We start from the raw sequence: 24,622 nt of genomic DNA on the forward strand, positions 1-24,622 counted from the left end.
GGGGGGCGGCGCCGCGCCGGGGGGTGTCCGTCCTCGGATCGGCGCGGGAACCGTTGCTCACCGACTTGACCGTGTTGACGCGCCGACCGCTGCGGGCGGACACCCCCCGACACGTCGCCTTGGCGCCGTACGCGGGCGACGGTCGTCACGCGTGGCGGTCGGCTACCGCCCAGGAGGCGAGGGCTACGGCGCCGGCGACACCGAAGACGGCGGGCCAGGCGCCGACCTTCTTGGCCAGCGGGTGGGAACCGGCGAACGCGGCGACGTAGGCGACCGTGAGTGCACCGGCCGCCTTGCCGCCGGCCTGCTGGCGCCACTGTTGTGCGGCGGTGGCCACGGCGAGGGCGACTCCGCCGAGCTGGCGCTTCCTGGTCCAGCGGGCGACGCCGTACCCACCGACAAGCCCGCTCGCGGCGACCACCGCACTGGGAACGTTGCGGACGCTGGGGACCTTGGCCATGACGTGCCTCCTGGAGCTGATGGAACCGAGCTGACCGGATATAGCCACCGAGGCTAACGCGCGGTCCTACGTCAGTCTCGGTGGCCTACGGCTTACACCTCAGGTCTACGGCTCACGGCTCACGGCTCACGAGGAGAGCCACTCCGTGGCGTTGAGGGCGAGGGCGGCGTTGGTGGCGCCGGTGTCGTTCCAGCCGTCGTAGAGCGTGTTGCCGGACTGGCCGGTGCCGTCGTCGATCGGTGAACTGTCGCCCCAGAACGCGACCTTGCCGCTGCCGAAGGTGCTGGTGGCGAAGAAGGCGCCGGTGTTCCCGGAGTAACCGGAGCGGTACAGCAGGCCCTTGACGGCGGAGTTGTCGGCGGGCTTGAGGGTGGCCGTGGTGCCGTTGGCGATGAGGCTCTTGGTGACGGTGCCGAAGGAGCCGTGCAGTACGGCGTTGCTGCTGTCGCTGATGGCGGCCGGGTAGCCGGAGCTGATGTTCAGCGAGTCGATGGAGAGGCCGAACGGGTCGGTCGAGTCGACGCTGTTGTTGGTCATCAGGTCGTTGAGGATCTGGACCGCGTCGTAGCCGTCGTTGTTGCGGTCGGACCCGGTGTGGTCCGAGATCATGAACAGCCCGCCGCCGGCCTTCACGAAGTTCATGATGGCGGTCTTCTCGGCGGTCGTGAACTTGATGTTCGGCTCGGGCAGCACGAGCGTGTCGAATTTCGAGAGATCGGTCGCCGACGAACCCCCGTAAGTGAGCGCGCTGGTCGCGGTCTTGAGGCTGTAGTCGCCGGTCTTCTGCAGCGCGATGCCCCACGACGAGAGCGCCCCGGTCCAGTCCTTGTCGGAGGAGGGGGAGGAGTCCTGGGACAGCGGGTCGGGCTTGCTCGTGGAGATGATCCAGTCCGCGTTGCCCGCCTCTTCGGCGTGCCCGTCGTCGAACAGGACACGGTGCGTGGTGGCCGCGTGCGCGGGGGTGACGGTGGCGGCTTGTACGGCAGCGCCGGTGGCGAGCATGCCGAGGACGGTGAGGGCGGTGGTGAACCTGTGACGTGACGTGAACTTGCCAAGCTTGAGCATCCGGTGAACCTCCGTGAGTGGGGGATTCCATCAGTGGGGGGGTGGAATGAACAGGGGTGCGGGTGCTGCGGATGTCACTGACTGCGGTGAATCTTCGCGCGTAGAACGGTAGTTGAGTGATCACCGATCGACACACGGGAGGACGGTACACAGGGGGGTGGGGGTGTCGGGAGGGGGCCTCGGCGGTTCACGTAGATCTCTTACTCGGCGATACCGCGGGCGGGGAAAGGGCGCGGTGCCGGGCGCGACGACGCATCGCGACCCGGCACCGAAGTGCTGACGAACTGATGTTGAGGTGCTGATGTTGAGGTGCTACCGAACCGCTTACCGGACGTCGACGAAGTCGCCGGGCGCTGTGGCCGCGGCGGTGGTGGCGGTGCCGGCGAAGACGTAGCGGTAGTAACCGTCGACCGTGGCCTTGGTGGTGGTCTTCAGGACGCCGGTGCTGTTGGTCTTGACCGTCTTGAGGGTGGTGTAGGTGCTGCTGCTCTTCTTCCGGAACTGCAGCTTCGCGGGCTGGGACACGTACCCCGCGTACTTGCCCGTCGACCAGTTCGCGCGGGCCAGCTTCCCCGTGACCGTGATGGTCTTGCCCTTCTTGACCGGCTCGGGCGTGGCGTCGGCGGTGAGGGTGGCGGCTTTCTTGATCGAGGCGGTGGCGACGTCGTCGTTGTAACTGGCGTTCGCGTACAGGTCCCAGGCCCCCAGGAACAGCTTCCAGGTCCCGGCAACCCCGTTGTTCTTCATGTCGGTTGCGGGGTGGATGTTGAAGACGGCCTTGCAGGTGTACGTGCCCTGGGTCGCCGTCTCCGTGCAACTCGGGTCGTCGTCCGTCCCGAGCCCACCGGTGATGCCGTCCGTGGTCGAACTGTCGGTCCCCTGCCACAGGAACGCCTCGGTGAGCGCGATGCCGTTCGCGTCCTTGGCGGTGTACGTGACGGTCACGGACTTCGTGCCGGTGGTACCGAGGACGATGTCCTTGCCGCCGTTGATGGCGGGGTGCGAGAACTTGGTGTTGCCCGAGGAGTCTCTGGGCTGAACGGACTTCGCTGCGAAGGAAGTTAGCCCCGCCGTCGTACTGGGACGCTCCGCCGCCTGGGCGGCCACCGGAAGCGCGAGCGCGGACAGGACGACGGCACCGGAGACAACGGCGGCAGCCGCAACACGTATGCGCATGAAACCCCCACAGGAACCTGAGAGGCCCGCCCAAGTCTCCCCTTGGTTGGGCCTGTTGATCTCCGCATGATATGGACTCGGGTCGGAAATGGTGAAGATCTTTTGTGCAATAAGTGCGTAACGGGCCAGAGGGGCTTGGGAGTTGGGTGAGGGCATCGAATGCCTTGTGGCGGAGGGCCAGTTCAGCGGTGTCGGTGATGTCCTGCGGAACCGTATGCCCCGAGCGCAGCCGCAGGAGCTGGCCATTCGCTACAACGCGGTCCGTACGATGAGGACCCCGCCACTCAGACTCACGGTCGCGGCTTTGATCGCAAACTGGACGACGCCCAGGAGCCCCGCAGTGACCACCCCTGTCCGCCCTCGACTCCCCACCCCGACAGGCAAGTTGCCCCGTCCCGACGCATCCGCACTCTGCGCGCTCGTCCTCACCCTGGGCCACCTGGTGACGGCATACCTGACACTCCTGGCATACGCCGCCGACCCCGCAGGCCCCTGGGACAGCGAGACGGTCGCCCACTCGAACTTCGCGGCCGGCTCCTCCTTGGCGCTCACTGCCGTTACGGCGGGGTTGAGTTGGGCGTTCGTCAAGGGTGAATGGCTCCGTCGATGGTGGTACGCGATCCCGTCGGCACTGGCGGTCGCGGCGGTGCTTCGACTTACCTTGCTGGCTCCGGAGCTCTGACCTTCACCCGGAAACGGGGGAAATGAAGTGGCCGACGTTCTCGGATCCCCGGGGCATTGCACGTCGTTCTCGGCTGAGTGGTGTCCCAACACCACCAGCTGCTTCGGGAGTTCATGGCAGGATCTGCCCGCATGGAATTCTCCGAGGTGGTCCGCCGGCGACGCATGATCCGGCACTACACCCACAAACCGCTGACCCCGGAGGTGATCGAACGCATCCTCGCCTCCGCGCTACGAGCCCCCTCGGCCGGCTTCTCCCAGGGCTGGGCGTTCCTGGCCCTGACCGACCCGGCCGACCGCGCCCGCTTCTGGCCGTTCGTCCCCACCCGGGTTGAGAACACTCCGACGATGCAGGACGCCCCGCTGGTCGTAGTACCCCTGGCCCACAAGGCGGCCTACCTGGCGCGCTACGCCGAACCCGACAAGGGCTGGGAGGACCGAGCCGAGGCCCGCTGGCCCGCGCCGTACTGGTACATCGACACGGGAATGGCCTCCCTGCTGATGCTCCTGACCGCGGTCGACGAGGGGCTCGGTGCCTGCTTCTTCGGCATCATGCCGGAGCATCTGGAGCCGTTCCGGGCGGAGTTCGGGGTGCCGGAGGAGTACGACCCGATCGGCGGGATCACGGTGGGGTACCGGGCTGAGGACGTTCCCGAGCAGAGCGGGCGGGTCGCGGAGCGGCGGCGGGGCATGGAGGATGTCGTGCACCGGGGGCAGTGGGGGCGGCACGCCTGAGTGGGAGCGGGCCAGGGCCGGAAGCGCTGCGCTGGCCGGGGTGAGGACTATCGCTCGGTTGGCGCGTCTTCAGGCAGGTCCCTCAAGGCTGCGAAATCCGCCTGTCCTGCAAGGCGTTCGTGAAGGCATGCCAAGCCTGTCGCCGGACGCTGAGTGAAGAACCCTTCTGGTTCTTCGAGTCCCGTATCAGAGCCCCATCTTGCGTACGCGCGCACTCGACACACTCCGTCCCACTACCCCCGCTGTACGAGGACTTGAACCACTGGTGCGTCGAGGGCGCCGACATCAGGACTCCTTGCTTATGCGGTGGACGATATCCGTGGAGGACTCAAGGTCGAGTGCCTGTGCGCTGAGGTACTCGAACGCCAACCTATAGCGCGCCAGTTCCTGCGGCTTCTCCATGAAGAGGCCACCGCTGAGCAGGTCCACGTACGCCACGTCGAGGTCCGGAGTCGGGCCCCGCAGGATGGCGAAGCTGCCAACTGCCGCTGCGTGTGCGCCCTTTGAGAAGGGGAGCACCTGAACGGTGACGTGCGGGCGTTCAGCTAGGGCTAGCAGGTGGCCGAGTTGCTCCCGCATGACCTCGCGTCCGCCGACCTGGCGACGGAGCGCCGCCTCATCGATCACGCACCAAATGCGCGGTGGCTCGTTGCGGTCGAGGAGTTCCTGGCGCTTCATGCGGATGTCGACCATGTGCTGCACTTCGCGCTCCGGGCACTGCACCTCCGAGGCTCGGTGGACTGCCTCGGCGTAGGCGCGAGTTTGGAGTAGCCCGGGGACGTACATGCACGCGTAGTGGTCTTCGCGTACGACCTCGTCCTCAAGCGTGAGCATGAGGTTCATGGACTCAGGGATCGGGTCGGCGAGTGATCGCCACCAACCTTGGATCTTCGCGCCCTTGGCCAGCTCGACGAGGGCGAGACGTTCTGCGTCAGAGGATCCGTATTCACGGCAAAGGGCGTCAACAGCCGGCCACTTGACAGTCCCTTCCTTCGTCTCGTAGCGACTCAGCGTTGCCTTTGAGATGCCGACACGGGCACCTGCCTCCTCCAGGGTCAAACCCTTGGATTCACGGAGTCGGCGCAGGTCGGCGCCCAGCTGGCGCCTTCGAGTGGTGGGTCCAACTGGCATGCTTACGGCCCTTCGTGTCGATCTATCAGATCGTGCTGGTTGTTCGAGTCTGACGGCAAGACAGCGCGCGCCGGGGGCGCGTGAGGCCGGAGTGCGCTCCTTCCAGTAGAAAATGAGAGTTCCATTTTGAGAGTTCCAGTGCAACCCTCGGTGTGAAGGTAGTGACGCATCGCAACCTGCCGTGCAGGTGGAGGGATTGAGACATGGACTGCGCTATGTGCACGCCGAGGGCGGCGTGGGAACTCCCGTTTCTGGCAGAGCCCGAGGAAGTGGCCGCTCTACGTCGGGTGTTACGGATCCATCTGAGGATCTGGGGCCTGCAAGAACTGACCGCCGCGGTCCAACTCTGTGTCAGTGAGCTCGTCTCCAACGTGATCACTCACGTGGGCGCAGGTACCCCGACCACGCTCGTCGTCTCTGTGAACGGCACCCGCCTGCGCATCGAAGTCCATGACCCGGATACGCGTGCCCTACCCACACTCGTGGACGCTACCGATGATGCCGAAACAGGGCGGGGTATGGCCCTCGTGACGGCTACCACTGACCGCTGGGGTGTTCAGCTCCTCGCCGATCGCAAGGTGACGTGGTGCGAGTTCGCTACTGCTCTGCACGCCCCCGACGAGCACTGCGGTAGCCGTCGGGCAAGTCGCCTTGGGGCGGCAACCACGGAGGCGGCGGCGATCGATGCCATCTCTGATCTTCTGCACTGGCTTCGGGTGCACGGCCATGACCCGGAGGAAGCCCTAGACCGAGCTCAGATGCGTTTCGAGGCTGAACTCGGTCTTGTGGGCGACTAGTTGGGCAACGCTACCCAGCAGCAATCGCGGAGTAGGTCCAAACATCCGCGGGGAGCGTGTGCTTCAACTTCCACTTGATCGCCATCGGCTTGCTCCCGGTGGAGCCGTCGAATTCGGCGGGGCCAAGCAGCATCCACGGTTGGGCGCCCCCGATGTCCGTGCTTTTGTAGCGGCGTACGAAGAGCAGGACGTGACTGCCCTCGGCTACGTGATTCTGGTAGCGCAGACCGGTGGGAGACGTTGCCGACGTCTGGTTCTGGGACTCCCAGTGGAAGAGGGTCTCGCTCAACGCGTAGTCGTGGTAGCGGGTTTGAGGAGAGAAGTCCTTCTCGTCCTTCTCCAGCGTGATCAGGAGCGCGTCGGTCTTGATCGACTCGCACCACTTCACGCCCTCGCGGAAGTCGGCCGGCATGAAGCCACCGATGGAGGACTGGCCAAGGGCAGGGAGAATTTCTTCGCGGCTGTACGAGGCATGCACGGTCAGCGGAATACCGCTTTGTCCGCCTACGCCGAGAAGCGGGATCGGGACGTGTTCCGTGTGGGCGAGGTTGTACTCCAGCATCTGGCGCAGCTCGCTGCGAACTGCGTTCTGTTCAAGCAGAGTTGAGAATCCCGCGTCGTAGTCCGCGAAGCCCTTGCGGGTGATGCCACCAAGCGGCCACAGCTGGAAGAACAGCATGCGGGCGTAGGCCCGACCCTGCTCGTCGAGTTCGCCGTAGGCAGGAGCGTCGTCCGCCAGCATCCGCGTGTATGCGGCTACCCGTAGCGGGTCGTCCACGTGGAGAAAGGCGGACACGCGCTTGAGGAGGGCGGCTTCACCTTCCGGCGGCTCACCCTGCAGAAGCCCGGAGCGGCGCAGCAGGCCTGTCCAGGAGTTGCCGTTGCCTCGGTAGAGCTCCTTCAGCTCGCGACCGCTCTCGTGCAGGTACCGGCTCAGGCTCGGCTCGGCGTAGTCGGCAACCTCACGTGCCAGCGCCGTGACGTTGACGCCGATCTGGTCCTTGATGTTGGCGATGATGGTTTTCTTCGCCTTCTCCTCAAGGATGATCTGGCAGCCGGACGGCAGCTGGGGGAAGTCATGCTCGATGTTGTCGAGCAGCCGCTTGCGGGTGAGGTTCGTGAGCGCGCGGAACTGGTTCTCGAAGCGGAACTCCTTGCGGTGCTGCCCAATGAAGTCCAGCACGGTCAGTACGGCCTTGTCTTCGGTGCGGCGAAGGCCGCGGCCGAGCTGTTGAAGGAAGACGGTGGCGCTGGAGGTAGGGCGCAGAAGAAGCAACGTATCCACGTCAGGGATGTCGAGCCCTTCGTTGAAGAGGTCGACCGAGAAGATCACTTGCAGTGCACCCGACCTGAGGTCTGCCAGGGCCTGTGCGCGCTCTTGGCTGGATGACTCCCCGGACAGGGCAACGGCGTTGAGGCCGGCCGTTCGGAAGGACTCGGCCATGAAGTGCGCGTGCGCAACCGAGACGCAGAAACCCAGCGCTCGCATAGCCCCAGGGTCGGTCACCTTGTCTCTGACAGCCTTCACGACCAGCCGCGCTCGTGCCACGTTCCCCGTCAGCACGTTGCTCAAAGCGCCCGCGTCATACGCCCCGCGCTTCCACTCCACCGTGCTCAAGTCGGTGGTGTCGGTGATACCGAAGTAGTGGAAGGGGCTGAGGAGTTCATTTTCGAGTGCTTCCCACAGTCGCATCTCGGCGGCGATACGGCCGTCGAAGAACTCGTCCTGGATGTTCTTGCCATCCATGCGCTCGGGCGTTGCGGTCAGCCCGAGCAACTCGGCCGGCTGGAAGTGGTCAAGGATCTTTCGGTATGTCGGTGAGGTCCCGTGGTGGAACTCGTCGATCACGATCACGTTGAAGTGATCACGGGCGAGACGGTCGAGCGCTCGTGCGTTCAGCGACTGGACGCTGGCGAACATGTGATTCCAGCGCTCCGGAATCTCACCGCTGTGAAGCGACTCCCCGAAGTTCGCGTCCATCAAGACGTCTTGGTAGGTCCGTAGAGACTGCTGAAGGATCTCCTTGCGGTGCGCGACGAACAGCAACCGCAAGTCGCGGCCGTGCTTCTTCCGCAGCTGTCTGTAGTCAAGTGCAGCCATCACCGTCTTGCCGGTGCCTGTCGCTGCGACCAGCAGATTCCGGTGTACATCATGCACATCCCGCTCGACGTTCAGCCGCTCCAGCATGTCGCGTTGATGTGGATACGGTCGTACCTCAAGGCCGGAGAGAGTAATCCCGCGGTCTTTAGCGGCAGTTGAAGAGGTCCCTCCTGCGATGGCCAAGGCCTCCTGGAGTCGTTCTCCGTCGGCGTCGGGGTCGTACGTCTCGAAGGACAGGTCGTTCCAGTACGCCTCGAAGGTCGCCTCGAACTTACGCAAGACGTCTGGCGTGGCGATCGAAGAGAGCCGGACGTTCCACTCCAAGCCGTCGAGGAGAGCGGCCTTGGAGAGGTTGGAACTGCCTACATACGCAGTGTCGTAGCCGCTCTCGCGACGGAACAGCCACGCCTTCGCGTGCAGTCGCGTCGATCGCGTCTCGTAGTTGACCTTGACCTCGGCGTTGAATTCTCGCACCAACCGGTCCAGCGCGCGCCGTTCGGTGGCGCCGATGTAGGTCGTGGTGATGACCCGTATCGGCACGCCACGGTTGTGGGCCGCTTGCAGGGACTGCTCGATGATGCGCAGTCCGTGCCACTTCACGAAGGCGCAGAGTAGGTCGACGTGGTCGGCAGTGGCGAGCTCGGCACGTAGTTCGAAGCCGAGGCTTGGGTCCTCCGGCGAGTTGGTGATGAGGGCGGTGTCGGAGAGAGGGATACCGGGGCGAACGGCGAAGACGCCGGGTGCCTCCTGCCGTGTCAGCGCGAGGAGTTGACGAGGGCCGTCAGCCACCAGGTCCACCCATTCTTGGGCGCCTTCGAGGGTGCTGATGGATTCCAGGATGTGGTTGGCCGCGTGTACCCGCTCCACGCTCGGGAGGCTTTGCAGCACGCGTCGCACGGTCCCTGCGACGTGCCGGGCCAATACGTGTGGTACTGACTCCGACCCCACAGCATCTGTCACGGGATACCAGCCTAGGCTGCCGAGCTCCTTCAACTGCTGCTCGAAGCGCAGCGTGATGAGCTCTTCGTAGAGGCCTGCTGGGGGCTCCGTGGGTACTCCTGGCTTGGTCACGTCGGCATCCCCCGCTCGCTCTGACAGATGTCCCATGTCTAACAGAGGGCACTGACACCGACACATGAGGCATGGGAGTGGTCGGTTCACGGATCACAAATGATCAATGCCGAATACTTGTTTGACATGACCGATCGAAGTCGGTCCAGTATGGGCTGTGGAAATCAAACGGGTGTCCGGGAACATCGATGGTGTCGTCGTAGGGGATCTCTTCGGTAGCCGGCTCGACGTACTGGGCGCCAAGCTTCATCAGACCAACCAACGGGGCATCTCCTGTCTCAAGGATGAGGAGGATGGCCTGCACATCGCCGATGCCATCGTCCTCAACGGTGGGTACGTGGACGATGACGACCAGTGGACGTTCATGAGGTACACGGGAGCGTCAGAGGGAAAGGGCCGGGACTCCACTACTGGCCGACTTCTGCGCAGTCAGTCGTGGGAGTACGCCGACAATGCCGCCCTCAAGCGAAGCTATGAACGTGAGCGCCCGATCCGCGTCATACGTGGCTTTGAGGGTGATAAACGTTACTCGCCGCCCAAGGGCTACCGATTCGACGGCTTGTTCAGGGTTACGGCCATTCGCACGGCCACCTCTAAATGGCCTGCTCCCGATGGTTCCGAGATCGATATCTGCCAGTTTGATCTGGAGCGGCTGCCTGACTCGGAGCAGGCGCTGTCGGCCATGGGGAGCCGAGTTGCCGAAGCGCTCGAAGCGGTAGAGCAAATCCTTGAGGAACCGGGCGAGGAGAGATACCCGGAGGCGCGGACCGTGGAGATTCAGCGCCTCATGCGGAGTGTTGCAACGTCACGTCGCGTCAAGAAGCTGTACGACGGGCAGTGTCAACTCTGTGGCCTTCGCTTGCTCGGGCCGGATGGCGAGCCGCATAGCCAAGGTGCGCATATCAGGCCCTTGGGTAGGCCTCACAACGGACCCGATGTGGAGCCGAACATTCTCTGTGTGTGCCCCAACTGCCATGTCCGGCTGGACGTTGGTGCTGTTGTTGTGGACGAGAACTGGTCGATCATTGTGCGCGCAACCATCTTCGGAACGCCTATGTTGCCGAGGCTCAAGACCAAGCGTTCGCATCGAGTGCACCCGGACTACCTGCGCTATCACCGTGAGTGGTGGGAGAAGCTAGGGACCCGTGGACAGGGATCGTAGCGATTCGTCCCGCCACACGGCCGCCAAGTAGATGTAGGGCTTGGCGGCCGCGGAGCGCCCGTCGGATCAACGTGGTTGCCCGTGACACTCCCCATAAGCCCGCCCCGACCCACACCAGCAACTAGCCCCCCGCTGAGGCGGCCAAACCACAGCCCGCCCCCGAGCCGCAAGAGTCGTCGCATACTGCGGCAACAGATCAACATCCCCCGGCGAAGCCCCCTCAGACGCAGCGAACGCCTCATAAGAAGGCACAGTCCCGGTCACGATCCCCAGGTTCTGCGTCCCGCTCGCCGCCAGCTCCCGCAACGACCCCTCTATCGTCGCGAGGTGCTCCTCGTGCGACGGGTACTCCACCGCGAGGGACTCGTACGCCCCCACCAGTTCGGCCAACTCCCCCTCGGGCCAGTGCAGTACGGCCACCGGGAAGGGCCGGGACAACGCCTCTCGGAACGCCCCCAACTCCGCCCGCAACCGCGAGATCTCCGCCTCAAGCTCCGCCGGGTTGTCCGACCCCAGTGACCACACCCGCTTCGGATCATGCAGCTCGTCCAGGGACACGGGCGACGACGACGATGAGGGAGACGAGGAGGGCGAGGAAGACGACGAGGACGCGTGGGCCGAATGCAACGTGTCCGCCAGCGTGTCCCACTCGTCGTGCGACACGCCCAGCATCCGCCGCACCCGGTGTCGGCCGTACAGCAACGGGTGGGTGGAGTAAGGGGGTTCGGGGACATCGGTCAGGAGCAGCGTCACGCCCTCCGTGAACGTCTCCTGCGCCGCCTCCAACTCGTCGTGGGACTCCAGGGACTCCGCGACGATCACCCAGGGGGCGGCATCGCGGGGGGACGCGGTCCGGACCCCGTCGATGATGGCCCTGGCCTCGGCCTCGTGGCCGTACTCCCAGAGGTTCGAGGCCTTGAGGGCCCGTACCAGGTGCGGGGTTTCCAGGGCGTCCGCCGATGACAGCAGGCGGTCGTAGAGCGCGGTGGCGGCGGGGCGGTCGCCGGCCAGTTCCAGGTGGGCCGCGGCCTGGAGGAGCAGGGCTTCGGCGTCCTCGGGGTAACGGGCGGCGGTCCGTTCGAGGCGGGCCGCTTCGGCGGAGTGGTCGACGTTCTCGGCGGGCGTGTCGGGGCGCATGAACGACACGGTACTGCCGATGCCTGCACAGATGGAGGCAAGGGCAGAGATATGCCCAGGTCGGCCGGTGAGAGTGGCGTGGGGGAGCGGTGAGGGGACCGCCTCGCGGGGAACACCGGGTTGCTTCCCGGTTCCCGCCGGTTTTACGGCCGCCTCCTTTCTACGATCCCTGTGCTTCTACAACCCCTGTGCTTCTACGATCCCTGTGCCTCTACAACCCCTGTGCCTCTACAACCCCTGTGCCTCTACGACCCCTGTCCTTCTACGACCTTCACCTCCCGCCCCCGCCCCGTCCCGCCAGCCGCAACCCCTCCAACCCACACCGCAGCCCCCATAACCCCCATCCCCACCCCCACAATCCCCGCCCCCACAAACAACGGAGCCGCATACCCAAACCCCGCACTGATCACCAGACCCCCCGCCCAAGCCCCCACCGCGTTCCCCACATTCGAAGCCGACACATTCGCGCTCGCCGCCAACGGCACACCCCCCGCCGCATCCGTCACGCGTGTGATCATCCCGGGGACCGTCGCGAAGCCGAACACGCCCAGCAGAAAGACCAGGATCACCGAGGCCGGGCGGCTGCTCGCCAGTAGTCCGAATACCGCCAGTGTGAACGCCAGGCCCGCCAAGGACACGAGCAACGTCACGTCCCGGTCGTGGTCCGCGCCCCGCCCGCCCGCGATGTTGCCGACGACCAGCCCCGTGCCGTAGACGACCAACAGCCAGGCCACATCCGTCGTCGAGAAGCCCGCGACCCGCGTGAAGGTGTACGCGAGGTAGCTGAACGCGCCGAACATGCCGCCGTAGCCGAGGGCCGTGGCTGTCAGGGTCAGCCATACCTGGGTGGAGCGGAAGGCGCGCACCTGCGTGCGGAGGTCCGCCGAGCCACTCCTCGCTCCCGCCGACGCCGGTACGAGTACGGCGATGGCGATCAGCGCCACCGCCCCGATCGCCGTGATCGCCCAGAACGTCGCCCGCCAGCCCCACCGTTCGCCGACGAGCGCGCCGAAGGGGACGCCCAGCACGTTCGCCACCGTCAGGCCGGTGAACATCAACGCGACTGCCCGCGAGGCCCGTTCGGGAGGGACCAGGCGGCGGGCGACAAGGGAGCCTATGCCGAAGAACGAGCCGTGGCACAAGGCCGCCACGACTCTGCCCAGCAGCATCACGCCGTAGTCGGGGGCCAGCGCCGACAGCAGGTTCCCTGCTACGAACAGGGCCACCAGGCCTACCAGGACCGGCTTTTGGGGCAGGTGCGCCGTCGCCGCCGTCACCGCGATCGCGCCCACCGCGACCGTCAGCGCGTAGCCGGAGATCAGCCAGCCCGCCGCCGCCGTGGACACGTGCAGGCCGCGGCTCACCTGGGGCAGCAGCCCGGCGATCACGAACTCGGTCAGGCCGATTCCGAAACCGCCGAGCGCCAGGGCGAGCAGGCCGAACCGGCCGCCGCCGTAACCGGGTTGGAGGCCCGGGGTCAGATCACCACTCCGTCGATCTGCAGCGTCTGCACCGCCCCCGCCGCGAACGTCGCGCTCACCGTCTTGCCGCTCAGGTACGTGTCCGAGTGGGAGGCGTACAGGTCGCCTCCGCCACCCGTCACCGTGTTCCAGCGCGGGACCAGACCGCTCGAACCGCCCGCCACCGTCGTGAACTTGGACAGGTCGAAGGTCAGTTTCGTCGACGACGAGCCCGTGTTGGCGGCGACGATCACCAACCGCTTCGCCGATGCGTCGTAGCCCGCCGCCGCGTAGCTCACTCCCGTGTCCAGGATCGTCATGCCGGGGCGGATGTGGCGGCTGAACTGGGCCATCACGTAGTACTTCGTCTGCACCGCGCCGGCCGTGAGCGTGTTCTGGTCGTACGCGATCATCGCCCAGCCGGACGACGGGTCCATGACCTGCCAGTACGTCCATGCCGTGGGGTGCAGCCAGCGGAAGTCGTAGAGCAGGTTGCCGGCCATCGTCAGGCCCGTGGAGTCGCTGTCGCCGGTCTCGGAGTTCCAGAGGGCCTTGCCCGCCGTCGTCACCACGTCCGTGTAGAGCAGGTCTCTACGGCCGCCCGAACCCTGGTAGCCGTGGACGTTGACCCGGTTCACGTACCCCTTCGTCGTCGAGCTGAAGGCGCTCCAGGTCGTGCGCGCGAGGTCGTAGCTCGTCTCGTCGGACGCCGAGATCTTCGTGCTCGTCAGGCCTCGGCTGTCCAACTCGCTGCGCACGTACGGGAGTACGGCCGACTGGACCGTCGAGTCCATGTGGCAGCCCTCCTGCGTACCCGTCGCCGTCCACCAGCTCGACGAGGGTTCGTTGAAGGCCTCGACCGTCGCGAAGTTCACGCCCCAGTTGTTCTTCGCGTAGAGGGCGACGGACGCGAGATGGGAGGCGTGCTGGCGGTAGTTCCAGGTCTGGAGGTTGTTGCCGCCGCCCGAGGCGCCCGACGGGTTGTGGTTCGAACACATCCACCACATGGGGGAGTTGGCGAAGAGTTCGGTGGTCGCGCCCCGCGAGGTCGCCTTCACCAGCATCGCCCGCTGGGTCGCGTCCGCCGTCCAGTCCCAGGCCGAGGACGTGGGGTCCTCGTTGTTCCAGTCCTGCCAGTAGCCCTCGATCTGCTTGAACGCGGGGATGTTGGCGGAGGCCACCATCGACTCGCCGCTCACCGAGTTCCAGCTGCACGCGCCGAGGTTGTAACGGGCGATGTTCAGGCCCAGGCCCGGCAGCGAAGTGCCGTTGTACGTCGTCGACTTGGTGGTGAAGAAGATGTCGGCGAAGTCGTCCCTGGCGCCGAAGACGTTCGCCCACCAGGCCAGCGAGGTGCCCCAGCCCTCCCAAGTGCCGTACTTCGTCGCCGGGTTGACCGCGACCGTCGCGTCGGCCCGTGCGGTACCGGTCGCCAGGGCGGTGCCGAGGAGCCCACCGCCCGCTGCGGCCAGCAGGGTTCTGCGTCGGATCATCTCTACTCCCGATTCGCTCAACCGCCGGTCGTCCCACCGGCGTCGGCCATCCCCCCGGCTCGTGCCATCAGGAAGCATCGGGTGCGGTGCGTGAGGTTGTCGAGGGTTGCGACACCCCTTTCTAAAACCCGTGTACGAAGGACCGAACGGGCACCCTTTCCGGTCATCGGAGCCGTGACTCTGGTGAGTTCGCGAACCGGCCCCTATCGTGCGGCCCATGCGGGTTCCCGTCGTGCAGCACCGCGGCCGTCGACGCCGTGCGCTGGGCCGACGCGCCCTGTGGACCGGTGGGGAGTTCCTCGTCACCGCCGGGGTCGTCCTGCTCCTCCTCGTCGTCCACGAGCTGTGGTGGACCAACCGGGAGGCCCGTCAGGGCGCCGAGCACCAAGTGCGGGCCCTGGAACGGCAATGGGCGACACCGGGTGCGGGAAGTGGCGACACCCCGTCGGCCAACGCCGGGCTGGCGGGCGGCAGTTCACCGCGCCGGGGCACCTCGGCCGGTGGCTCGACCACGGTCACCGGTTCCGCCACCGTTCCCCGCCGCTCCCAGGCCTACGCCGTCCTCACCATCCCCCGCCTCCACCTCCGCGTCCCGATCGCCGAGGGCGTCAGCAAGCAGAACGTGCTCAACAAGGGGTACGTCGGCCACTACCCCGGCACCCAACAGCCGGGCCAGGCAGGGAACTTCGCGCTCGCCGGACATCGCAACACCCACGGCGAGCCGTTCCGGTATCTCCCGCGACTGCGCCTCAAGGACACCGTCCAGGTGGAGACGAGCGCGGCCACCTACACGTACACCGTCGACAGGATCCTGCCGCAGACCTCCGCCTCCGACTCGGGCGTCATCCGGCCGATCCCGCGCTCGATCGTCAAGCCGTCCTACGGCTTCAGCCGGCCCGGCCACTACGTCACCCTCACCACCTGCACCCCGGACTTCACGTCCAGGTACCGCATGGTGGTGTGGGGCACCCTGACCTCCGCGCGAGCCCGGTGACCTCTGACCTCCACGCGAGCCCGGTGAAGACTCACGCGCGCTCCCGCAGCACGACCACACTCACCGCCGCCACCACCGCGAGCCCCGCCGACACGACCATCGCGACGTCCGCGCCGCGGGCGAGTCCGCCGCCCGCCGACGTGGCGATCGCGATGGTCAGCGCGACCCCGGCGCACGAGCCGATGTAGCGGAACGTCTGCTGTGCGCCGGAGCCCATCGCGGCCCGGGCCGCCGGTACGGACTCGACGGACAGCAGCGGCAGCGCGGCGTTCAGCAGGCCGCTGCCGACGCCCGCGATCACCAGTCCCGGCAGCAGCCGTAGCCAGGAACCGGAGTCCAGCGCGCCCAGCATCGTCAGGACGCCGGCCGCGTGGAGCAGGAAACCCAGGGCGAGTTGGTGCCGGGGCGAGACGCGGCCGGCGAGGCGGCGGGCCTGGAGGGCGACCGCGAAGGACAGGCCCGACCAGAGGAGGAACAGCCAGGCCGTGTCCATCGCGGACAGGCCCAGCGTCTGCTGCAACAGCGCCGGCAGGAAGCTGAACAGGCCGATCACCGCGAAGCCCGTGAAGAGGCCGCCCGCAGAGGACGCCAGGAAGAGGCGGTGACGCAGCAGGCTCAGGTCGATCATCGGGGTCGCGATCCGGCGTTCCACCAGTGCGAAGACGCCGACGAGCACCACGGCCGCCAGTGCCAGCAGGCCCACCGGGGCGCGCAGCCAGCCGTCGCGGCCCAGCGTGAGGGCGGCGACGAGGGCGACCAGGGCCAGCCCGAAGGTGACCGCTCCGGCCAGGTCGGGGCGTCCGCCGCGCGGCGCGCGGGACTCGGACAGCGTACGGACGCCGAGGGCCGCCACGACGATCGCCGCCGCGCCGAGCACGGCGTAGATCAGCCGCCAGTCCGGCATCGCGCCCGCGACCAGCGGGCCGACCGCTATGCCGCCGCTGACGAACGCGCCCCATACGCCGGTCGCGTGCAGACGGCCGCGCGGGGTCGGGAAGGCGTGCACGATCAGGCCCAGGCTGCTGGCGAGCAGCGCCGCGCTGGACGCGCCCTGCGCGATACGGGTCAGGGTGAACAGCCAGGTCGAGGACGTGAGCGCGGAGAGCGCCGTGGTGATGCCCAGCGCGAAGGTGCCGGCGAGGAAGATCCGGCGGCGGCCGTAGTCGTCGGCGAGGCTGCCGGCGACCAGGAGCAGCGCGGCCAGGCCCAGCGGGGTGCCGTTCAGGAGCCAGGCCTGGGCGGAGAGCGGGGTGTGCAGGGCGGTGGCGATGTCGGGGAGCGTGACCATCGGCGCGGTGTACGTCATCAGGGCCACGGCGGTGGCCGCGCTGGTCAGGGCGAGGGTGGCGCGGGGGTGCGGCACGCTCGGCCCGGAGACCTCGGGGGCTTTCGTCACCTCGGCGGCCTCGGCGACCTCATCGAGGGTTCGTTCATTGAACCTAGTCATGTGGAGCACCGTAGCACCTCAGGTTCGTTCATTGAACTTACTGGCGGAAAGTGGCTACAGTGGAGGGCATGTCACTAGGCAAGGACTACGCGGGACAGGAGTGCTCGATCGCCCGGGCGCTGGAGGTGGTCGGGGAGCGCTGGACGCTGCTCGTCGTCCGGGACGCCCTCTACGGCGTACGGCGCTACAACGACTTCCTCGCCCACCTCGGCATCCCGCGCGCGGTCCTCGCCGGCCGCCTCCAGGCCCTCACCGCCGAGGGCATCCTCGAAAAGCGCCGCTACCAGGAGTCCCCGCCGCGCGACGAGTACGTCATCACCGAGCGCGGGGTCGCCCTGTGGCCGGTGCTGCGCTCGCTCGGCCGGTGGCAGCGCGAGCAGTACGACGAGACGCAGCTGCGCTACTTCCGGCACGCGGACTGCGGCACCGAACTCGGCTCCTACGGCGAGTGCCCCACCTGTGCCGTCGTCGTCCCCGTCGCGGATGTCATCATGGACCCGGGCCCCGGACTCGATCCGGACCCGACGGACCCGGTCAGCCGGGCGTTCCTCGAACCGAGGCGACTGCTCCAGCCGATCGAGCCGGATCCGGTATAACGAACGGTACGAGAACGGCAGTTGGAGAGGGGGAGGATCATGAAGCGCCAGCATTGGGCGAGCGCCCTGCTGCTCCTCTTCCTGCTCCCGATCGTGCTGGTGGACGCCGGTAGCCTCCCGGCCGTCGTCGCGCTCGCCGCGACCGGTACCGCCCTCGCCGTCTGCGCCCTCCTCACCGCGCGCAGCGCACCCGCCGTACCGCCCACCCGGGTCCGTACGGCCATCCGCGACCGGGCCCGCCGTACGGCGTTCCTGCCCCAGCGCGACCCCGACGCCTCGGGCCGCCCACGCCCCCGAGCCCCCGGACACCCCCTCCGGACGACCACCGCGTAGGCATTCCCGGAAGCCTTTTCCGCCGCCACGCGGGGCCGTCCCGTCGCCATGCCCACTCCCGGCACGACGAGACCCACGGAGGGCTCACCCATGTCCGTCTTCGCTGCCCTGGTCGGCCAACTCGCCGACCTGCTCCACCCGTTGTTCGGTACGGCCGCTGCCGCCGCCGCGATCGTCCTGTTCACCGCTCTCGTACGACTCCTCGTCCATCCCCTGTCGCGGGCCGCGGCGCGCGGGCAGCGGGCGCGGGCCCAACTCCAGCCGCGGGTCGCCGAGTTGCGGAAGCGGTACGCGAAGCAGCCCGAGAAGCTGCGGAAGGCCGTACTCGACCTGCACACCGAGGAGAAGGTGTCCCCGCTCTCCGGAATCCTGCCGAGCCTGCTCCAACTCCCGGCGTTCTTCCTCCTCTACCGTCTGTTCTCCGGTGGCGGCGACGGCCTGCTCGCCCACCGGCTGTTCGCCGCGCCGCTCGGCGGACGCTGGGCCGACGCGCTCGCCGGGGACGGAATGTTCGGACCGGCCGGGCTCGTCTACGTCGGGCTGTTCCTCGTCGTCGCCGCGGTCGCGACCTTCACCTACGTCCGCACCCGGCGCGCGGCCACCGACACAGGTACAGGTGCAGGTACCGGCACGGGCGCCCTCGGCAAGGTGCTGCCGCTCCTCTCCTACGGCACGCTGATCACCGTGGCCGTCGTGCCGCTCGCCGTCGCGCTGTACGTGGTGACCAGCGCGGCCTGGAGCGCCGTGGAACGGGCGGTTCTCTACACGTGACGGCAGCCTGACGGCTCGTGGTTACGGTCCAGTCCGTGAACCAGGTATTGCGGACTGGACCGTGAGCTTGGAGGATCGACCAGTCCTCCGATGGCTGCACCCATCGGTCGACCGTCCGCGATCGATGGAGATGGTGAACATGAAGCTGCTGCGAGTCGGTACGGCGGGGGCGGAGCGGCCCGCGCTGCTCGACGCCGAGGGAACCCTGCGGGACCTGTCCGGCATCGTCCCGGACATCGACGGGCCGCTGCTCGCCGACACCGCCGCGCTGGGCCGGATCCGGGCCGCGGCCGACGCCGGGGAGCTGCCGGCGCTGGACGCCGACGGGCTGCGGGTCGGGCCGCCGCTGGCGGGGATCGGCAAGGTCGTGTGCATCGGGCTGAACTACCACGACCACGCCCGCGAGACCGGCGCCGAGCCGCCCGCCGAACCGGTCATCTTCTTCAAGGCGGCGGACACGGTCGTCGGGCCGTACGACACGGTGCTGGTCCCTCGCGGGTCGGTGAAGACCGACTGGGAGGTCGAACTCGCGGTCGTCATCGGGCGTACGGCCCGCTACCTGGAGTCCCACGAGGAGGCGCTCGCGCATGTCGCGGGGTATGCGGTCGCGCATGACGTGTCCGAGCGGGAGTTCCAGATCGAGCGGGGCGGGACGTGGGACAAGGGGAAGAACTGCGAGACGTTCAACCCGCTCGGGCCGTGGTTGGTGACGGCGGACGAGGTTCCGGATCCGCAGGGGTTGTCGCTGCGGCTGTGGGTGAACGGGGAGTTGAAGCAGGACGGGACGACGGGTGAGCAGATCTTCTCGGTGGCTGAAGTGGTGCGTTATGTCAGCCAGTTCATGACCTTGTATCCCGGGGATGTCATCAACACCGGTACGCCTGCGGGGGTTGCTCTTGGGCAGCCTGAGCCGAAGCCGTTCTTGCGGGCCGGGGATGTCGTGGAGTTGGAGATCTCTGGGTTGGGCAAGCAGCGGCAGGAGTTCAAGGACGCCTAAGGGGTGGGGGCTGCTCGTCGTTCTGCGGGTGCGCGGCCGTTGGGGCTGGTCGCGCCCACGCGGCGGAGCCGCAAATCGATACGGCCCCGCGCCCCTAAAAACTCAGGTCAGTAGAGAGGCGAGCTTGCGCCAAGCCTCGCGGGGGAGGGAGTCGCGTGCGGCCCCGTCGACCACTTGGAGCGCCACGTGGTCCGCGCCTGCCGCTAGGAAGGCGTCGATCCTGGCGCGGATTGAGGACTCGTCGCCCCAGGCGAACACCGCGTCCACCAGGCGGTCGCTGCCGCCATCAGCGAGGTCGGACTCGGTGAAGCCGTTGCGGAGGAAGTTGTTGGTGTAGTTGGGGAGGGCGAGGTACATGGCCAGGTAGTCGCGGGCCAGGGTGCGGGCCCGGGTCGGGTCCGTTTCCAGGACCACCTTCAACTCCGGGGCCAGGAGCGGGGTTTCGCCGAGGATGGCGCGGGCCTTGGCCGTGTGCTCGGGGGTGACCAGGTACGGGATCGAGCCGGCCGAGCGGTCGCGGGCCAGCTCCAGGGTCTTCGGGCCCAGGGCGGCCAGGAGGCGGCGGTCGGCGGGGACTCCGGCGGTGTCCAGGGCGTCCAGGTAGCTCACGAGTGCCGAGTACGGGCGGCGGTACTGGTCCGCCAGCTTGGCGTGGCTCACCCCGAGGCCGAGCAGGAAGCGGCCGGGGTGAGCCGCCTCCAACTCCGCGAAGCCCGCGGCGCTTTCGGCCGCGTCGTACTGCCAGATGCTCTGGATGCTGGTGCCGACGGCGAGCGTCGAGGTCGCCTCGATCAGCGGTACGGCATGTTGGGCGGCACTGCTGCCGCCCAACCAGACGGCGCCGTAACCGAGTTGCTCCAACTCGGCCGCCGCGTCGGCGAGTTCACCGCGCCGGGTTGGGTCCTCGGTGCGCAGGCCCACGCTCCAGATGCCGTACCGCCCGACCGTTTCCCTCAGCTTCTTCGGCGTATCGCTGCTCATCGCTGCTGTTCCCTCCGCTGTCGGACCTGGACCTGTGGACCTGTGAGCCCTGTGGACAGTGCCAACCGGAGTCGGGCCGCGCTTAATCCCGTCGTTCAGTCCCGTCGTTCGTCGTCCAGGAACTGCTCCAGTGCCGCCACCACGAATCGGTGGTCCTGCAACTGCGGCAGCCCGCTCACGGTCACCGTGCCGATCACACCCACGCCCTCGACCCTGATCGGGAACGAGCCGCCGTGGGCCGCGTACTCGTCCGGGTCGAGGCGGGAGGAGTCCTCGAAGGTGCTGCCTTTGGCGCGGAAGCGGGTGCCGACCAGGTAGGAGGCGGCGCCGAAGCGTTCGACCACCTTGCGCTTGCGGTCGATCCACGCGTCGTTGTCGGGGGAGGAGCCCGGCAGTGCCGCGTGGAAGAGCTGCTGGCCGGCGCGGCGGATGTCGATGGCGACCGGGGCCTGGCTCTCGCGGGCCAGTTCCACGAGGAGGGAACCCAGCGCCCAGGCGTCGTCGTAGGTGAAGCGCTGGAACACCAAGTGCCGTTCCTGTGCTTCGAGTTCCTCCACCGTCGGGGTGATCTCGGGGGCGATCCGCTGGGTGATCGCGGGCTTGTTCTGGGTCACAGGGTCACCGTCACTCCGTCGCGGGCGCTGCGGCGCGCGGCTTCCAGTACGTCGAGGGTGGCGGCCGCCTCCAGGGCGGTCACCGGGTTGGGGCCGCCGTCGCGGAGGGCGGCGGCGACGGCCGCGTAGTACGCGGGGTAGTCGCCGGGGAGGGTCGGCTCGGGGCGGCCGCCGCCGGTGAGCGGGGACTCTCCCGCGCCGACACGGCCGTGGAGCGACTCGGGTTCCTGGCCCCAGGTCTTCTCGGTGCCCGGGCGCTTGCCGTCGCGGAGGTCGGCCTCCTGGGGGTCGAGGCCGTACTTGACGTAGCCCGCCTTGGAGCCCAACACCCGGAAACGCGGGCCGAGTTGGGCGGTGGTCGCGGAGACGTACAGGTGCGAGCGGACGCCGCTCGTGTGGGTCAGGGCGAAGAACGTGTCGTCATCCGTCTCCGCGCCCGGGCGGCGGATGTCCGACTCGGCGTACACGGAGGTGACGGGGCCGAAGAGGGCCAGTGCCTGGTCCACGACGTGGCTGCCGAGGTCGTAGAGGAGACCTCCGATCTCTGCCGGGTCGCCGGACTCGCGCCAGCCGCCCTTGGGCTGCGGGCGCCAGCGCTCGAAACGGGACTCGAAGCGCCAGACGTCGCCCAGTTCGCCCTCGGCCAGGAGCTTGCGGACGGTCAGGAAGTCGTTGTCCCAGCGGCGGTTCTGGAAGACGGAGAGGAGCAGGCTGTGCTGCTCGGCGAGGGCCGCCAGCTCGCGGGCCTCGGCTGCCGTGCCGGCGATCGGCTTGTCCACGACGACCGGGAGGCCGGCCTTGAGGGCGGTGGTCGCGAGGGCGACGTGCGTCTTGTTCGGGGACGCGATGACGATCAGGTCCAGGTCGTCGGCGTGGGCGAACAGTTCCTCGGGGGTCGCGGCCGTGCGGACGTCCGGGAACTCCGCGCGGGCCTGTTCCTGCCGCTCCGGGTTCGAGGTGACGACCGTGTCGAGGGTGAGGCCCTCGGTGGCGGCGATCAGCGGGGCGTGGAAGACGGAACCGGCGAGGCCGTAGCCGACGAGGCCGACGCGGAGGGGTGTGCGAGTCGTGCGTCCAGTCATGTCCCCCACTTTCGCAACGCTGTTGCCAAAGTGCAAGTGGTGGGGAGAATGGGGGTGTGGACAACAGTGCGCGGGGCGGGACGGCGGCGGCGGGGGCGGCGCGGGCTGAGGCTGGGGCGGGGTCGGGGGTTGGAGTCGCGGCGGGGGTCGGTTCGGCGAGTGAGGCCGGGGCCGGGGCCGGGACCGGGACCGGAGTGGAGATCGGAGTGGGGATCGGTTCGGCGGGCGAGGCAAGGGTCGGGGCAGGGATCGGGGCAGGGATCGGTTCGGCGAGCGTGGCAGGGGGCAGGTCGGGGGTCGGTCCGGTGGGGGCGAATCTGCTTGCCGTGCGCAGTCACAACGCCGCGCTGGTTCTCGACCTGCTTCGGACGGCCGGCACGGACGGGATCAGCCGGCTCGAACTCGCCGACCGCACCGGGCTCACTCCGCAGGCCGTCAGCAAGATCACCGCCCGGTTGCGGGACTCCGGCCTCGTCGCGGAGGCGGGGCGGCGTGCGTCCACGGGCGGGAAACCGCGCACGGTGCTGAGGTTGGTGCCGGAGGCCGGGCATGCGGTGGGGGTGCATCTGGACCGGGATGAGCTGCGGGTGGTGCTGGTCGATCTCACCGGGGCGGTGGTGGGGGAGCGGGGGGCTCCGCTGGATTTGGGGGCGGGGGCCAGGGTTGTTGTGGAGGCGGTGGCTCGGGAGGTTGAGGAGTTGGTGGGGGGAGGGGGTTTGGGGGGTGGTGCCGGTGCCGGTGTGAGTGCTGATGCGGGTGCCGGTGCTGGCTCGGTGGCTGGCGGTACGGAGGTTGTCGGTGCGGCGGGTGCGGGTGTCGAGCACCGCCTCGCCGATCCTGCGGGCCTTGCTGACGCTGCCGGTCCTGCTGATCCTGCGAGCCCTGCCGACGCCGTGCGTCCCGCTGGCCTGGTGCGTTCCGTGAACCCGGCATCCGGGCGTTCTGTCGATTCCGGGCGCCTCGCTGACGCTGCGCGTCCTGCCGATCTTGTGGGCCCGGCTGACGCCGTGCGTCCCGCTGACCTGGTGCCTCCCGCGAATCCGACATCCGGGCGTCCTGCCGGTTCTGGGCGCCTGGCCGACGCTGCGCGCCTCGCTGACGCCGGGCGTCCCGCCGACCCGGTACGTACCGTGAACCCGGCGTCCGTGCGTCCCGCCGATCCTGCGCGTTCCGCTGATCCTGCGTGTCTCGTGAACCCGGCGTCTGTGCGTCCCGCCGATCCTGCGAGCCCCGCCGATGCAGCCCGTCCCGGTGATTCCGCTGATCCCGCCCGTCCCACTGACCCCGCACCGCACCGCACCCCCGCTCACCTCCTCGGCGTAGGCGTAGCTCTCCCCGGTCCGCTCGATCACGCTCGCGGCATCCTGCATCGGGTTACTGGGTTTCCCGAGTGGGACGGGTTTCCGTTGCGGGACGCGTTGGCACGGCGGCTCGGGGTGCCTGTTGTGGTGGACAAGGACACGAACGCCGCCGCGTTGGGGCTGGCCGTCGGTGGGGAGGGCGGGTCGTTCGCCTATCTGCATCTCGGAACCGGGCTCGGTGCCGGGCTGGTGATCGGCGGGGGTGTGCACCGGGGGGCGCGGACCGGGGCCGGGGAGTTCGGGCATCAGGTGATCCAGCTGGACGGGCCGCCCTGCGACTGCGGGAACCGGGGCTGCATCGAGGCCCTGTGCCTGGCCGCCGTAGCGCGCGGCGATGTCGATGAGGCGGCTCGGGTGCTGGGCGCGGGCGCCGCGAATCTCGTGGGCCTGCTCGACATCGACCTCGTGCTGCTGGGCGGCCGCACTGTGGCCGCCGACCCGGAACCCTTCGTGCGCGGAGTCGCCGCCGTCCTCGACGAACGCGCCCGGCGCGAGGGCGCACGCGAGGTCGCCGTGCCCGTACGGGTCGCCCCCGGCGGGGCGCGGGGGGTCGCGGAGGGGGCGGCGCAGTTGCTGCTGGGGCCGCTGTTCGGACGGGCGGACGGGTAGGTGTCCGGAGGAATGTGACACTCGCACCCCGGTGTGTCACATTTCCGCCGGAGGGGGTCGGTCCCGCGTCCGTGCGAGGCATTCGCGCCGCGGACCGGCAGGCAGAGGAGCCAGGCGGTCCGGGGAAGCGTGACACTTCCGCCGGATCTGTGACACTTCCGCCGAACAGGGGTCCCGCCGCGCCCGTTCGAGGCATTCGCGGCCCGCGCTCGGCACGGCACCCCGATCGCCAGCGCCCGTCCGGCACGCTCATGTGTTTATGCGACTTCCCCTGAGTCCACGCACCCCACTGCGCACACCCCTGCCCCAATCCCAGCCCCGGTCCCAGCCCCTGTCCTCGTCGCCGTCCCGGCCCGTGACCCTGTCCC

23 protein-coding genes and 2 pseudogenes are annotated in these 24,622 nt (G+C 68.3%); 12 read left to right on the forward strand and 13 right to left on the reverse strand.

Features of this window, described 5'->3' with window-relative positions; translation table 11 throughout:
- Positions 1 to 145: 145 nt before the first annotated feature.
- From OG226_RS30920 to OG226_RS30930, 3 genes and pseudogenes are all read right to left on the reverse strand, one after another.
- Entirely contained in the window at positions 146 to 460 is a 315-nt protein-coding gene (locus tag OG226_RS30920; RefSeq protein ID WP_329350695.1) for a hypothetical protein, read from the reverse strand.
- Between the two features lie 132 nt (positions 461 to 592).
- A pseudogene (locus OG226_RS30925) lies at positions 593 to 1,525 on the reverse strand (hydrolase); the annotation flags it as partial.
- Between the two features lie 324 nt (positions 1,526 to 1,849).
- Positions 1,850 to 2,701: a hypothetical protein gene (locus tag OG226_RS30930; RefSeq protein ID WP_329350696.1), complete on the reverse strand. Its 852-nt coding sequence runs from the start codon at positions 2,699 to 2,701 to the stop codon at positions 1,850 to 1,852.
- A gap of 340 nt (positions 2,702 to 3,041) precedes the next feature.
- Between OG226_RS30930 and OG226_RS30935 the strand changes: the two genes are divergently transcribed.
- A complete protein-coding gene (locus OG226_RS30935; RefSeq protein WP_329350697.1) occupies positions 3,042 to 3,383 on the forward strand; it encodes a hypothetical protein in 342 nt (113 codons plus the stop codon).
- Positions 3,384 to 3,514: 131 nt separating this feature from the next.
- Complete coding sequence (locus OG226_RS30940) at positions 3,515 to 4,117, forward strand: nitroreductase family protein (RefSeq protein ID WP_329350698.1); 603 nt, start codon at positions 3,515 to 3,517, stop codon at positions 4,115 to 4,117.
- Between the two features lie 82 nt (positions 4,118 to 4,199).
- On the opposite strand, the gene OG226_RS30945 is transcribed toward OG226_RS30940, so the two are convergent.
- Both OG226_RS30945 and OG226_RS30950 read right to left on the reverse strand, forming a co-directional pair.
- Positions 4,200 to 4,403: a DUF397 domain-containing protein gene (locus OG226_RS30945; protein ID WP_329350700.1), complete on the reverse strand. Its 204-nt coding sequence runs from the start codon at positions 4,401 to 4,403 to the stop codon at positions 4,200 to 4,202.
- Positions 4,403 to 5,248 carry a helix-turn-helix domain-containing protein gene (locus tag OG226_RS30950; RefSeq protein ID WP_329350701.1) on the reverse strand — a complete coding sequence of 282 codons (846 nt, stop codon included), beginning with the start codon at positions 5,246 to 5,248 and terminating at the stop codon, positions 4,403 to 4,405. Before OG226_RS30950 ends, OG226_RS30945 begins: the two co-directional genes overlap by 1 nt.
- 203 nt (positions 5,249 to 5,451) lie before the next feature.
- Between OG226_RS30950 and OG226_RS30955 the strand changes: the two genes are divergently transcribed.
- Positions 5,452 to 6,045 (forward strand): ATP-binding protein, encoded by a 594-nt coding sequence (locus OG226_RS30955; RefSeq protein WP_329350703.1) that lies wholly within the window; start codon positions 5,452 to 5,454, stop codon positions 6,043 to 6,045.
- A 10-nt stretch (positions 6,046 to 6,055) separates the two neighbouring features.
- Here the strand turns inward: OG226_RS30955 and OG226_RS30960 are convergent, their stop codons facing one another.
- Positions 6,056 to 9,253, reverse strand: a complete 3,198-nt coding sequence (locus tag OG226_RS30960; RefSeq protein WP_329350704.1) for a DUF3427 domain-containing protein — start codon at positions 9,251 to 9,253, stop codon at positions 6,056 to 6,058.
- Between the two features lie 121 nt (positions 9,254 to 9,374).
- Between OG226_RS30960 and OG226_RS30965 the strand changes: the two genes are divergently transcribed.
- Positions 9,375 to 10,379 carry a YDG/SRA domain-containing protein gene (locus OG226_RS30965; protein ID WP_329350705.1) on the forward strand — a complete coding sequence of 335 codons (1,005 nt, stop codon included), beginning with the start codon at positions 9,375 to 9,377 and terminating at the stop codon, positions 10,377 to 10,379.
- Positions 10,380 to 10,445: 66 nt separating this feature from the next.
- On the opposite strand, the gene OG226_RS30970 is transcribed toward OG226_RS30965, so the two are convergent.
- The 3 genes from OG226_RS30970 to OG226_RS30980 form a co-directional block, all read right to left on the reverse strand.
- Complete coding sequence (locus OG226_RS30970; RefSeq protein WP_329350708.1) at positions 10,446 to 11,516, reverse strand: SEC-C domain-containing protein; 1,071 nt, start codon at positions 11,514 to 11,516, stop codon at positions 10,446 to 10,448.
- A 245-nt stretch (positions 11,517 to 11,761) separates the two neighbouring features.
- A complete protein-coding gene (locus OG226_RS30975; protein ID WP_443066922.1) occupies positions 11,762 to 12,904 on the reverse strand; it encodes an MFS transporter in 1,143 nt (380 codons plus the stop codon).
- 89 nt (positions 12,905 to 12,993) lie between these two features.
- On the reverse strand, positions 12,994 to 14,469 hold the full coding sequence (locus OG226_RS30980; RefSeq protein WP_328683054.1) for a beta-1,6-galactanase: 1,476 nt from the start codon (positions 14,467 to 14,469) through the stop codon (positions 12,994 to 12,996).
- Between the two features lie 217 nt (positions 14,470 to 14,686).
- Between OG226_RS30980 and OG226_RS30985 the strand changes: the two genes are divergently transcribed.
- Positions 14,687 to 15,463, forward strand: coding sequence for a class E sortase (locus tag OG226_RS30985; RefSeq protein ID WP_329350709.1), 777 nt, complete (start codon positions 14,687 to 14,689; stop codon positions 15,461 to 15,463).
- A gap of 31 nt (positions 15,464 to 15,494) precedes the next feature.
- Here OG226_RS30985 and OG226_RS30990 read toward each other — a convergent pair whose 3' ends face one another.
- On the reverse strand, positions 15,495 to 16,910 hold the full coding sequence (locus OG226_RS30990; RefSeq protein WP_329350711.1) for an MFS transporter: 1,416 nt from the start codon (positions 16,908 to 16,910) through the stop codon (positions 15,495 to 15,497).
- A 68-nt stretch (positions 16,911 to 16,978) separates the two neighbouring features.
- On the opposite strand from OG226_RS30990, the gene OG226_RS30995 reads away from it, so the two are divergent.
- The 4 genes from OG226_RS30995 to OG226_RS31010 all read left to right on the forward strand — a co-directional run bounded on the left by OG226_RS30995 (position 16,979) and on the right by OG226_RS31010 (position 19,607).
- Positions 16,979 to 17,506 (forward strand): winged helix-turn-helix transcriptional regulator, encoded by a 528-nt coding sequence (locus OG226_RS30995; RefSeq protein ID WP_329350712.1) that lies wholly within the window; start codon positions 16,979 to 16,981, stop codon positions 17,504 to 17,506.
- A gap of 39 nt (positions 17,507 to 17,545) precedes the next feature.
- Positions 17,546 to 17,839 (forward strand): DUF6412 domain-containing protein, encoded by a 294-nt coding sequence (locus OG226_RS31000; protein ID WP_329350713.1) that lies wholly within the window; start codon positions 17,546 to 17,548, stop codon positions 17,837 to 17,839.
- Between the two features lie 90 nt (positions 17,840 to 17,929).
- Complete coding sequence (gene yidC, locus OG226_RS31005; RefSeq protein WP_329350714.1) at positions 17,930 to 18,610, forward strand: membrane protein insertase YidC; 681 nt, start codon at positions 17,930 to 17,932, stop codon at positions 18,608 to 18,610.
- 139 nt (positions 18,611 to 18,749) lie between these two features.
- Positions 18,750 to 19,607, forward strand: coding sequence for a fumarylacetoacetate hydrolase family protein (locus OG226_RS31010; protein WP_328683060.1), 858 nt, complete (start codon positions 18,750 to 18,752; stop codon positions 19,605 to 19,607).
- Positions 19,608 to 19,709: 102 nt separating this feature from the next.
- Here the strand turns inward: OG226_RS31010 and OG226_RS31015 are convergent, their stop codons facing one another.
- The 3 genes from OG226_RS31015 to OG226_RS31025 all read right to left on the reverse strand — a co-directional run bounded on the left by OG226_RS31015 (position 19,710) and on the right by OG226_RS31025 (position 22,284).
- On the reverse strand, positions 19,710 to 20,588 hold the full coding sequence (locus OG226_RS31015; protein ID WP_329350716.1) for an LLM class F420-dependent oxidoreductase: 879 nt from the start codon (positions 20,586 to 20,588) through the stop codon (positions 19,710 to 19,712).
- A 95-nt stretch (positions 20,589 to 20,683) separates the two neighbouring features.
- The gene (locus OG226_RS31020; protein WP_329350718.1) at positions 20,684 to 21,202 is read right to left on the reverse strand and encodes a heme-degrading domain-containing protein; all 519 of its coding nucleotides are present in this window, start codon (positions 21,200 to 21,202) and stop codon (positions 20,684 to 20,686) included.
- Entirely contained in the window at positions 21,199 to 22,284 is a 1,086-nt protein-coding gene (locus tag OG226_RS31025) for a Gfo/Idh/MocA family protein (protein WP_329350720.1), read from the reverse strand. Before OG226_RS31025 ends, OG226_RS31020 begins: the two co-directional genes overlap by 4 nt.
- Before the next feature lie 260 nt (positions 22,285 to 22,544).
- Between OG226_RS31025 and OG226_RS31030 the strand changes: the two are divergent.
- From OG226_RS31030 to OG226_RS31040, 3 genes and pseudogenes are all read left to right on the forward strand, one after another.
- A pseudogene (locus OG226_RS31030) lies at positions 22,545 to 23,030 on the forward strand (MarR family transcriptional regulator); the annotation flags it as partial.
- A 4-nt stretch (positions 23,031 to 23,034) separates the two neighbouring features.
- The gene (locus tag OG226_RS31035) at positions 23,035 to 23,208 is read left to right on the forward strand and encodes a hypothetical protein (protein WP_329353758.1); all 174 of its coding nucleotides are present in this window, start codon (positions 23,035 to 23,037) and stop codon (positions 23,206 to 23,208) included.
- On the forward strand, positions 23,178 to 24,254 hold the full coding sequence (locus tag OG226_RS31040; protein WP_329353555.1) for an ROK family protein: 1,077 nt from the start codon (positions 23,178 to 23,180) through the stop codon (positions 24,252 to 24,254). Before OG226_RS31035 ends, OG226_RS31040 begins: the two co-directional genes overlap by 31 nt.
- Positions 24,255 to 24,622 lie beyond the last annotated feature (368 nt).

It is taken from the genome of Streptomyces sp. NBC_01261, assembly GCF_036226385.1.
Lineage (GTDB): Bacteria > Actinomycetota > Actinomycetes > Streptomycetales > Streptomycetaceae > Streptomyces.

Coding starts and splice junctions, on each gene's coding strand:
- OG226_RS30920 (WP_329350695.1), bottom strand. CDS start 460: ATGGCCAAGGTCCCCAGCGTCCGCAACGTTCCCAGTGCGGTGGTCGCC.
- OG226_RS30930 (WP_329350696.1), bottom strand. CDS start 2,701: ATGCGCATACGTGTTGCGGCTGCCGCCGTTGTCTCCGGTGCCGTCGTC.
- OG226_RS30940 (WP_329350698.1), top strand. CDS start 3,515: ATGGAATTCTCCGAGGTGGTCCGCCGGCGACGCATGATCCGGCACTAC.
- OG226_RS30945 (WP_329350700.1), bottom strand. CDS start 4,403: ATGTCGGCGCCCTCGACGCACCAGTGGTTCAAGTCCTCGTACAGCGGG.
- OG226_RS30950 (WP_329350701.1), bottom strand. CDS start 5,248: ATGCCAGTTGGACCCACCACTCGAAGGCGCCAGCTGGGCGCCGACCTG.
- OG226_RS30955 (WP_329350703.1), top strand. CDS start 5,452: ATGGACTGCGCTATGTGCACGCCGAGGGCGGCGTGGGAACTCCCGTTT.
- OG226_RS30960 (WP_329350704.1), bottom strand. CDS start 9,253: ATGGGACATCTGTCAGAGCGAGCGGGGGATGCCGACGTGACCAAGCCA.
- OG226_RS30970 (WP_329350708.1), bottom strand. CDS start 11,516: ATGCGCCCCGACACGCCCGCCGAGAACGTCGACCACTCCGCCGAAGCG.
- OG226_RS30980 (WP_328683054.1), bottom strand. CDS start 14,469: ATGATCCGACGCAGAACCCTGCTGGCCGCAGCGGGCGGTGGGCTCCTC.
- OG226_RS30985 (WP_329350709.1), top strand. CDS start 14,687: ATGCGGGTTCCCGTCGTGCAGCACCGCGGCCGTCGACGCCGTGCGCTG.
- OG226_RS30990 (WP_329350711.1), bottom strand. CDS start 16,910: ATGACTAGGTTCAATGAACGAACCCTCGATGAGGTCGCCGAGGCCGCC.
- OG226_RS30995 (WP_329350712.1), top strand. CDS start 16,979: ATGTCACTAGGCAAGGACTACGCGGGACAGGAGTGCTCGATCGCCCGG.
- OG226_RS31000 (WP_329350713.1), top strand. CDS start 17,546: ATGAAGCGCCAGCATTGGGCGAGCGCCCTGCTGCTCCTCTTCCTGCTC.
- yidC (WP_329350714.1), top strand. CDS start 17,930: ATGTCCGTCTTCGCTGCCCTGGTCGGCCAACTCGCCGACCTGCTCCAC.
- OG226_RS31010 (WP_328683060.1), top strand. CDS start 18,750: ATGAAGCTGCTGCGAGTCGGTACGGCGGGGGCGGAGCGGCCCGCGCTG.
- OG226_RS31015 (WP_329350716.1), bottom strand. CDS start 20,588: ATGAGCAGCGATACGCCGAAGAAGCTGAGGGAAACGGTCGGGCGGTAC.
- OG226_RS31025 (WP_329350720.1), bottom strand. CDS start 22,284: ATGACTGGACGCACGACTCGCACACCCCTCCGCGTCGGCCTCGTCGGC.
- OG226_RS31035 (WP_329353758.1), top strand. CDS start 23,035: ATGCGGGTGCCGGTGCTGGCTCGGTGGCTGGCGGTACGGAGGTTGTCG.